Genomic DNA, 10731 nt, shown 5'->3' with positions numbered 1-10731 from the left:
CGGGATGATTGGGAGCTATCTTTTCCGATAAACTAACCGGAAAAAGTACATTTTGGTTGGATGTTAACTCTTTAAATACTATCTTAGCCATTGCTATAATGTTTGTTTTTTTGCAACGGTAAGATACTACTTTTTACCGAAATAAACAATAGCAAAAGGGGCTGTCACACTTTTTGGACAGCCCCTTCATTCATAGCAAATACTAAATACTAACCGATTAAACCTCTCATCCGGTCTTCAAAAGCAGACAGAGCCGCTTTTGCCCCTTCTCCCATTGCTATGATTATCTGTTTGTAGGGTACAGTCGAGACATCGCCTGCGGCATAGATACCGGGAACATTTGTCCGGCAATGCGCATCGATTACAATCTCACCCGGTTTATTCGTTTCGACAACGTCGCGGAACACGCCACTGTTGGCTGCCAGGCCGATCTGGACAAAGATGCCATCCAGGTCGATCACCCGCTCCGCTTCCGTCTTACGGTCTTTGACACGAAGGCCTGTCACCTTATCGCCGTTACCGATCACTTCCAAAGACTGGGAATGCAGGAATACTTCCACATTCGGCAGGCTCTTCACTTTTTCCTGCAACACCTGATCGGCTTTCAGTTCGTCCATAAATTCCAGAACCGTCACTTTCGAACAGATGCTCGCCAAGTCTATAGCCGCTTCGATACCCGAATTTCCACCGCCGACAACCGCAACGTGCTTACCTTTATAGAACGGGCCGTCGCAGTGAGGGCAAAAAGCGACACCTCTTCCGATATATTCCGCTTCACCCGGCACATTCAACTTGCGCCAGCTCGCACCTGTCGCCACGATAACGGCAGGAGCAGAAAACCGTTCGCCGGTAGAGGCGGTCAGAAGTTTCGCTGATCCGTCCAGTTCGACTTTGTCTACACGGCGATGCTCCAGTATATCGACCGGATAGTCGTTGATATGTGTCAGAAGATCGTTTGCCAACTGCTGGCCGGTAGTCTGAGGAACAGAGATCAGGTTCTCGATACCGACCGTTTCCTTGACCTGTCCGCCGACACGTTCGGCTATAACAGCTACATTCAAGCCTTTACGTGCCGAGTAGATAGCAGAAGCAGCACCGGCAGGACCGCCTCCCACGACTATCAGATCGTAGTTCTTAACAGGTTTTTCAACAGAGTTATCAACAACCTCCTCATTCATTCCGTACTGGGCTTCGAGTTTGGAAAGCAATTCTCCGAAATCGCTGCGGCCCACGTTGATCAGTTTGCCATCGGCAAAAACAGAAGGGACTCCCTGAACCTTCATGGCCTCAACTTCTTTCTGGTTGATGGCGCCATCCACCGTTTCGTGGGTGATCCGGCTGTTGAGAGTAGCCATGACATTGAGTGCCTGCACCACATCCGGACAGTTGGTACAAGTAAGAGAAACATAAGTCGTCAGTTTGATCGGGCCGTTCAAGGCTCTGACACGGGCACAGATACTTTCATCCGGTATATTTTTTCCTTTTCCATCGCTGTTCAGGATCGCTAATAGCAAGGATGTAAATTCATGTCCGTTGGGTACTGCCCGAAACCGGATACCGGTAGGCGTACCGTCTTTTACAATTGTAAATTGGAGCCCTTCACCATCGGCAATGCTGCATGACAGATGATCCGAGCAAGATGCCACATCGCTAAGCAGGTCTATCAACTCCTGGCGGCTTTCATGACCGGGAGCGACCTGTATATCAAATACATATCGGGATGCCAGCCCGGAGAAAATCCCCGAAAGCTGGTCTTTCATTGCTGAGTCTAACATAACCTTTAGATCTTACCTACCAAGTCGATGCTCGGTTTCAATGTAGCTTCACCCTTCTTCCATTTGGCAGGACATACTTCATTCGGATGAGAAGCAACGAACTGGGCAGCTTCTACCTTACGAAGCAATTCGTCTGCGTTACGGCCGATACCGTTATCGTGGATTTCGGCAATCTTGATCTTTCCTTCGGGATTTACCAGGAACGTACCGCGATAAGCCATACCTTCTTCTTCGATCATCACACCGAATGCACGGCTCAATGCTCCTGTCGGGTCTGCCAGCATCGGATATTTGATCTTACGGATCGTATCGGAAGCATCATGCCATGCTTTGTGTACAAAGTGCGAGTCTGTACTTACGGAATATACTTCGACACCCATTTCCTGAAATTTGCCGTACTTGTCAGCCATGTCGACCAATTCGGTCGGACATACGAACGTAAAGTCGGCAGGATAGAAGAAAAAGATAGCCCATTTGCCTTTGATATCTTCGTTACTTACTGTCTTGAAATTACCATTCTGAAAAGCCTGTACTTTGAATTCGGGTACTTGTGAATTGATAATCGGTTCCATGATTTTTACTATTTAATTTGTTACTACTATTTTTTGATTACGGTGCAAAGGTAAATTGTAAGATGCTGATTGAAAGAATTTTTCAAATTGATAATTTTTATCTGCCGATAGACGGACCGCTATCGGCAAGCACACTCGTCTAATATGACAATATGGAACAGAGTTATGTTTTCCGGAACAATAAAAATATACCTAATTGTAGGTAAAATACCTTTCGGTCATACCATGTGATTCTTTAATTGTTACCTTTGGATGTTAACTTAAAAATATTCGAAGATGAGAAGAGCAAGTTTGTATACATTTTCAGCGGGTCTATTGCTCGTTTGCAGCGCATGGCTTTCTTCATGCGTCTCACAAATACCCCTTACAAAGGAAAAACCGGTAAACAATTCCACTTATCAAGTCGAATACCTGTTCGAACACGAAGGGTGTAAGGTCTATCGTTTCATGGATATGGGACATTACATCTATTTCACCAACTGCGAGGGAGATGTTACCAGTGTTGAAAGCGACAGCGTCCGCACAGTCAACCGGATGATCAGCCGCAAACCGATCATCATCAAAGAGCAGACACTCGATTAGGCTTATACGGTTATCCCGTGTTTCCTAAAGATCGCTTTAGCATTGGCCAGGCGCTCTGCTGAAAGCGGCTCCACACCTTTCAGCTTATAATCCAAGCCCTGTGCCTCATATTTGTAGGCTCCCATTGTATGATAAGGCAGAAGCTCGGCTTTCTGAACCACTTTATATGAACTGATATATTCGGCCAGCTTGCTCAGGGCTTCATCATCGTCCGTCAGGCCGGGCACGATCACGTGGCGAATCCATACGGGGATGCCGCGTTTCTCCAGTTCATCAAGAAAGCGTAAAGTGTTATCGAGTTTTACAGCCGTCAAACGGGGATGAAGACCGGCGTCGATCGTCTTGATATCCAACAGAACCAGATCGACCTGTCCGAGCACTTCCAACGCTTTGCCGGAACAGATATAGCCGGAAGTATCCAACGCCGTATGAATGCCGTTTTCACGGCAAAGGCGGAAAAACTCTTTAAGGAATTCAGGTTGTAGCAAAGGCTCGCCACCGGTCACGGTAACACCGCCTTTGGCAATGAAATTCTTATAGCGCAACACCTCGGCAAGCAAGGCTTCCGGTTCCATTTGATAAGGCGTCTCGCTTTTTACCTCCCAGGTATCCGGATTGTGGCAATACAGGCAACGAAGCGGACAACCCTGCATGAAAACAACAAAGCGAATTCCGGGACCATCTACGGTCCCGAAACTCTCTAATGAATGTATGCGCCCCAACACTTTGAAAAATAAAATTAAAAATGGATGATTATAAATTACTGTTGATGGTGCGCGAGATGACGTCGAGCTGCTGTTCGCGTGTCAGTTTCACGAAGTTGACGGCATAGCCCGAAACACGGATCGTAAGCTGCGGGTATTTCTCCGGATGCTCCATCGCATCTAACAGCAAGTCTTTATCGAATACGTTCACATTCAGATGCTGGCCGCCATCGGGCGTGAAATAACCATCTAAGAGGCTCACTAAGTTGTTCACCTGGATATCGCGTTCCTTACCCAACGTTGCAGGAGAAACGGCGAATGTATAGGAAATACCGTCATGCGCATGCTGGAAAGGCAGTTTGGCAACAGAAGCCAAAGCAGCAACAGCACCTTTGGTGTCGCGTCCGTTCATCGGGTTTGCTCCCGGAGCGAACGGCGTACCGCCCGGACGGCCATCGGGAGTCGTTCCGGTTTTCTTTCCGTAAACCACATTAGAAGTGATCGTCAGGATAGACTGTGTCGGAGTAGCCTTGCGATACGTCTGATGCTGGCGCAGGTATTCCATGAACTTCTCGGTTATGTCGACGGCAATGCTGTCCGTACGGTCGTCATTGTTTCCGAAAGGCACATATTCGCCTTCGCGTTCGAAGTCGACAGCCAAACCGCGTTCGTCACGGATCACTTTCACTTTTGTGTCACGGATGGCAGCCAGCGAATCGGCAACGATAGAAAGGCCGGCGATACCGGTTGCGCGGATACGTTCCACATCCCCGTCATGGAGTCCCATTTCGAATGCTTCATACGCATATTTGTCGTGCATGTAGTGGATGATCTTCAGTGCATTGACATAGACTTTAGCCAACCAGCGCATCATCTGCTCGTATTTCTCCATCACTTCATCGTAATCCAGGTATTCGCTGGTGACCGGTTCGAAACGGGGAGCCACCTGCACGCCCGATTTCTCGTCACGTCCGCCATTGATCGCATACAACAGGCACTTGGCCAGGTTGGCACGGGCTCCGAAATACTGCATCTGCTTGCCGATCTTCATCGGAGACACACAGCAGGCGATACCGTAGTCGTCGCCATAGTCCGGACGCATCAGGTCGTCGTTCTCGTACTGGATGGCGGAGGTATCGATCGATACTTTCGCACAGAACTTTTTCCAGTTGTCCGGTGCATTGTTGAACCAAAGCACCGTCAGGTTAGGTTCGGGAGCCGGGCCGAGGTTATACAGGGTATGCAGATAGCGGTAAGATGTCTTTGTCACCAGCGAGCGGCCGTCAACACCTTGTCCGCCCAACGATTCAGTCACCCAAACAGGGTCGCCGGAGAACAGATCGTTGTATTCCGGCGTACGCAGGAAACGGACAATACGCAGTTTGATGATAAACTGGTCGATCAACTCCTGTGCCTCCTCTTCCGTCAGCTTGCCTTCGCGGATATCCTTTTCGATATAGATATCGAGGAAAGTAGAAGTACGTCCGAGAGACATGGCCGCTCCATCCTGGTCCTTTACGGCAGCCAGGTAAGCCAGATACAAGAACTGTACGGCTTCGCGGGCATCCTTTGCCGGACGTGTCACGTCGAAACCATAACCGGCACACATTTTCTCAAATGCTTTCAGCGCTTTGATCTGTTCCGTTATCTCCTCACGGCTCTGGATGATTTCTTCCGTCAGTTCCTGGATGTCGAGACGTTTCTGGAAACGTTTCTTTTCTTCAATCAGGATCCGGGTTCCGTACAGAGGCACACGGCGGTAGTCACCGATGATACGTCCGCGCCCGTAAGCATCAGGCAATCCCGTGATGATGGCTGAACGGCGTGCAGCCACCATCTCGTCCGTATAGGCGGAGAAAACACCTTCGTTGTGCGTCTTCCTGTATTTGGTGAAGATTTCTTTTGTCATCGGGTCCAGATGATAGCCATAGGCTTCCAGGCTGTTTTCGACCATGCGGATGCCGCCTTTCGGGAAGATACCGCGTTTCAACGGGGCGTCTGTCTGCAAACCGACGATCACCTCGTTTTCCTTATCGATGTAACCGGGTCCGTATGTGTCGATCCCCTGGGGAAGTTTTGTTTCAGCGTCATATACTCCTTTTTCCCTTTCAACCTTAAACATTTCGGTCAGTTTGTTCCACACTTTCTTCGTTTTCTCCGAAGAGGGTACGAGGAACGTATCGTCTCCGTCGTAAGGTTTGTAATTGTTCTGGATAAAGTCTCTTACATTGATCTCCTTTTTCCAGGTCTCTCCTTTGAACTGCGCCCAGTTCTCGTTTTCAAACTTCATAAGCTTATCTTATCTAATTCGGTTTAGGCGTGCAAAGATACGTCTTTTCCTCCTATCTAAAAAAATTGCAACTACAGATCCTTACTTTCGTAAATTCCCCTTGTTTTTCTTATCATAGGCTTCCCCCCTCGACACTTCTATAACATAAACAATGGGGGAAATAACAACGAAGCCCCGGCAGCACGAATACTGTCGGGGCTTGTTTTTTGCCTGCTGTCCGGTCTTCACAGAGGGAAAAGCAGTTGAACTTTTAATTTCATTACTTTAGTATTATTAATATTAAATCCGGTTGCTTGTTCGCCTTCGCAGGGTAATTGGAGGATTAATCCGCGCAACCGATGAATTATTTGATTATAATTTCTTATTTAACGATAGCCTTAACAGCTTCTTCGCCTTCAACAGCTACTACGACTACACCCTGAGGAGCAGCGATCACGGCGTTGTCGGAAGTGATCACTGTGTTGGCAATTACCTGGCCAAGAACATTGCTTACAACAACTTTCTTACCCTGAGCACCAGCAATCGTTACCTGGCCTTCGCCAGCGATAACAGTTACTTCGGATGTTGCGATCGTTTCGTTGTCTGTCGGAATCAAGTCTGTGTCGTTGATTGCGAACAACTGAGCCTGTTCTTTATTTCCTAATACCAATACACCGTTCAGGTAGCTTACATAAGTCTTTTCTGACGAGCTTCCAGCAGGAGCTACTTCGATTCTGTAATAACCTTCGTTGTCTTCGTCGATCGGGAATGCCCAAGTTGCAGGTGTGACACCCTTATTTCCAACGATATTCAATGTATCAGCAGCTTTAGCAGCCGGTTTAGCGATAGCCAAAGAATCGTTGTTACCGAATTCTACACGGTTAGCGTGAACGAAACCGATGCGAGTCAGGCCATCCTGATTGTATTTAACTGTATCGCTGTTATGAGCAATAGAGTCAGCATAGCTTACCATGTAAGCCTTCGTGTCGAACGCACCAACCTTAGCTGTATCAACCGGTTTAGTGATATAATAAGCATAGCGGTAGTTGTCCGGACGGTTTACATAAGCAGTATCCAAACCAAGAACGAAGTCGTTGTCAGTAGCAGCAGCCTTCAATTCCAAACCTGTACGTTTGATTACAGCGAACGGTTTAACAGCTGTTACCTTAGAAGCCTCGTCACCCATCAGAGAGATAGTAACGTTCTTCGGAGCGTCTGTGATATTCAGATAAGATTCTGTTACAGCAGATTCCAAGTTGAAAGCCCAGTTGGTGATTTCGTCTTCAGCAACAACAGCAGCTTTGCCATTCTGGTCGATTGCAATCTTCGGTGATTTCAGATTGGCTGCAACTTTTCCACCTTCACTCCACAACAGTTCATACTGGTTTGCGTTATCGTTTACACGACGCAATTTAACCTCGTTGTCAGCATATTGTTTGTCTTTCGACAACAACAGATCACTTTGATCTTCATTGAAATACAACGTATCATTGCCTAAGTACAGTTCGAAACCGTAAGAAGCTGCGCTCAAGTTAGCATCGCTCAATTTCTCTAATTCGCCACCATTCTTAGCTTTCAGTTCCAGAGCCTTGTCAGCATCAGCAGTAGCAACTACAGAAGAGTCAGCACCCATTGTCAAGTAGTATTTAGCTTCCGGATTTACGAAGTTAGTAGCAGTCAACTTGAATGTCAGATGATCTTTATCGGCATCGTTGATGTGCTTGTAACCTAAGTATTCGTCTTTCTGGTCAGGAACGGCAGTGATTTCCAGAGTGTCCTTATCTGCTGTTACATAGATATTCTTTTCAGCGTCGTTAACGATGATCTTCTTTGTACTACTAAAGAATGCTACATCTGCATCACGGTTCGTAAATTCATAAGCACCGTCACTAACAGTAGAAACGAACCACTGGGTAGCCGGAACATTGTTGTAAACAGCAGTTGCACCAACAATATCATTACCTGTTGTAGAAGTCAGAACCCGATACGGTTTTCTTGAATCTTCTTTCTTCAAGCTCTTGATGAAGTAAACTTCACCCTTCTTAAAGTCAGGTCTCGGACCTTCGAGGGTAGAGAATGTGATAACTGTGTTTTTCAACAATTTTACAAGTGCTGCATCAGCAGGCTTAGTAGCATCAGCAACAGATACTTCACGATGCTGGTCTTTAGCCAAAGTACGAAGTACAACATTGGCTGCTTGAGGAGTAACTCCTGCTGAATACCATTCACCATCAGCAGTCGGTTTCGGCATGAAAGTCTTGATCAGAATTTCATCATTTTCAACATTCTGCGGATTCACAACCATCTGGAATGCAAACAAGTTGATGCACTGGCCAAAGTCAGCAACAACACCTTTATCTGCATTTTCCGGGTCTACCATCATCAATGTATCAGCCTTGAAGCCGAAATATTGTTCGTTACGAGCAATATAGTTTGTATCTACACAAAGGTAAGCCTGCTTGCCACCAATCAAAGAGTCTTTGATAGCGAGGGCGTAATAGCCTGAAGCAGCACCCTCCATGATGTCAGCAGAGGCAGTCTTAACCATAGAGGCTTCTGCAGCAGTAGCCAAAGCATCCAAAAGATCTGCAGTTGTTGTATTATATTGTACATATACTGCACCAGCAGCAGATTTAAACATGTCTTTACGATCAGCATCAGCAGCACCGGATAATGTTCCTGAAAAATTAGGACCAACTTTTGTCGTTGCATTCGGATCAGAAAGATGTTTTGCAACAACCAGTTCGATAGCCTTATAAGCATTTGCTGTTGAATCAGTCAAAGCCTTCCATGCTTTATCAGCATCGGCAACAGCTTTGTGGAAAGCTGCAGTATCTTTACCTGCAGCCAAATCTAATTTAGCATTAGATTTTGTCAAAGCATCAAATGCAGTTACAGCAGCATCAAATTTAGCCCCTCCTGCTTCTGTAAGTTTTTCTAATGCGCCGGCTGCTGCTGTTTTCGACTGTCCTAATTCAGTAAGCATAGCCGCAATATCAGTAGCATTACCTGCTTTTTCAGCAAGTTTACCGTCAAATTCGTTTGCAGCCCCCCATTTAATAGCAGCATCTGTTTCAGCCTTGAAAGCAGCCCAAGCTTCTTTTACTACTTTCTGATCTTCAGTTGTAGCTTTTTTTGCAGCCTCTAAAGCAGCTTCATAATCAGAAGCATCATAAACAGTCGTTGAATACATTTTCTGCAAATCAACAGCCACCAGCTTATTATCCGTAAACGGATTACCGATCGTACTTGCCAATGTATCCGGAGTAAACTTCAAAGAGAATGCATCTGTTGTTACATCTTCATTCAGGTCTGTGCTTGCTAATTCCAATTCATCAGCAGCCAAAGCCGGAACTAATTTCAATTGGCCATCAGCACCAGCAGACTCCGGAAATTGCAATTTATCAACAGAACCATCCTGTTCTACCTTCAAAATCTTAACCGCATCATCTTTGTAAGCTAAGTAAAGACCTGTAGATTTGCCATTGCTATAAGAAGTAGTAGTCAGAAACATACCATCAGCAACAGTGATAACTTCATCTTCTCCAACCAAATTCACCCCTTCCGGAGCCCAAGCCCCAGTTCCGCTTGTAGAAACATAAGCCGGTTTAGAATAGTAGAAAGATTTGTTTGCAGCAGAAGCATTAGAAAGGATCAACTGCTGACCGTTCTTGTTGATCAATTTAACGACTGCATAACGCGCACCAGTCGTCGGATCAGTTGTTTTGTCAACATCGATACGCCAAAGAGAAGCATTGTAGTCTTTCAAAGAAGCATCGGTTGTTGGCGTCGTAATCAAAGCCAAACTATCCTTAGCTCCATCCTCGCCTTGACCAATGATAAGAGCTTTACTGTCAGCTTTAATCTGATAGTACTTCAGTGTATCTACTTCAACAGAAGCAGCCATTGCAGAGAAGCTACTACCAGCTACCAGAACAGTAGCCAAAAGAGTAGAAAATCTTTTGTTCATAATCTAAAATGTTTAATTAATAATAATGTATATTGAATCTATAATGTCGTTCTCTGAAACGGCTGGCTTTCAGCCGTTTTTCTTAATCCTTGTAAAATGACGAGCTAAAACGTACGTTTTTTTTAGTCATTTTTTTTGCCGTTCTTTGTGCTTCGTAATGAGAAGGGCTATTTTTGTCCTCATTTCGCTATCATGTTGATAAGAAAGGATATAGAAATGGAAAAAATCTTGCAGGAAATAGTTGGCGGTTAAAAAGGAATGCCTATTTTTGTAGCTGAAAAATGACGAATTTAAACGTACGTTTTCGTTAGTCATTTCCCCCGTCTTCATAATTCCCTATTCATCAATAGCTTACAATCACATTTCCCCGTTTTCGGCATTAAAAAAATAACAATTTTTAATCCTGGCCATTTCAACCCATTCCCCTATTATTCAGCATTTTAAGTTTTTTGGTTTCGACTGAAGAAAAGGCTGTTTTCGGACGTTTTTCGAGCCACGCAAATCCCCATGTCTTTTTTTGTTAATTTCTTGCGCCTTCGTTTACTTATTTTATGTTCCAGTTTTCCGGTTCACCCAAGTGGTCGAACCATAATCTTGCTTTGTTTTATTTGTTGTTTTATTTGAAGGCGCCGGCGGTCAACAATCCGACGTTACTGACGAGGGGAAATGTTTTTTTCCAAACTAACAAAATGACACTACCATAGCATCTAATTGCGATTAATATGGCATGTAAATCGATCGGGTCTTGTTCACATTTGCTGTATGGCTGCTTTTAGTGTATTTGATTAATAAAAGAGCACAGCTTAAAAAATAAAAGTCTATATTATAAGTGCAAACAAAAAATATGGACAAAATCATT

The 10731-nt window shown here is 45.3% G+C and carries 6 protein-coding genes; 1 reads left to right on the top strand and 5 read right to left on the bottom strand.

Annotated elements, in window-relative coordinates; genetic code table 11:
* Positions 1-209 precede the first annotated feature (209 nt).
* Positions 210-1775, bottom strand: a complete 1566-nt coding sequence (gene ahpF / locus H8S65_RS20235) for an alkyl hydroperoxide reductase subunit F (RefSeq protein ID WP_186931618.1) — start codon at positions 1773-1775, stop codon at positions 210-212.
* A gap of 5 nt (positions 1776-1780) precedes the next feature.
* Positions 1781-2347 (bottom strand): alkyl hydroperoxide reductase subunit C, encoded by a 567-nt coding sequence (gene ahpC, locus H8S65_RS20230; protein WP_186931617.1) that lies wholly within the window; start codon positions 2345-2347, stop codon positions 1781-1783.
* 276 nt (positions 2348-2623) lie between these two features.
* On the opposite strand from ahpC, the gene H8S65_RS20225 reads away from it, so the two are divergent.
* Positions 2624-2929 carry a DUF4884 domain-containing protein gene (locus H8S65_RS20225; RefSeq protein WP_186931615.1) on the top strand — a complete coding sequence of 102 codons (306 nt, stop codon included), beginning with the start codon at positions 2624-2626 and terminating at the stop codon, positions 2927-2929.
* Positions 2930-2931: 2 nt separating this feature from the next.
* Here the strand turns inward: H8S65_RS20225 and pflA are convergent, their stop codons facing one another.
* The 3 genes from pflA to H8S65_RS20210 all read right to left on the bottom strand — a co-directional run bounded on the left by pflA (position 2932) and on the right by H8S65_RS20210 (position 9848).
* A complete protein-coding gene (gene pflA / locus H8S65_RS20220) occupies positions 2932-3654 on the bottom strand; it encodes a pyruvate formate-lyase-activating protein (RefSeq protein ID WP_186931614.1) in 723 nt (240 codons plus the stop codon).
* A gap of 28 nt (positions 3655-3682) precedes the next feature.
* Positions 3683-5923, bottom strand: coding sequence for a formate C-acetyltransferase (pflB, locus tag H8S65_RS20215; protein ID WP_186931613.1), 2241 nt, complete (start codon positions 5921-5923; stop codon positions 3683-3685).
* Positions 5924-6284: 361 nt separating this feature from the next.
* Complete coding sequence (locus H8S65_RS20210; RefSeq protein ID WP_255489335.1) at positions 6285-9848, bottom strand: DUF6383 domain-containing protein; 3564 nt, start codon at positions 9846-9848, stop codon at positions 6285-6287.
* Between the last annotated feature and the right edge of the window lie 883 nt (positions 9849-10731).

The sequence above is a fragment of the Parabacteroides hominis genome (genome assembly GCF_014287585.1).
In the GTDB taxonomy this organism is placed as follows: domain Bacteria; phylum Bacteroidota; class Bacteroidia; order Bacteroidales; family Tannerellaceae; genus Parabacteroides; species Parabacteroides hominis.
This window is presented reverse-complemented; position numbering and strand designations above follow the sequence as displayed.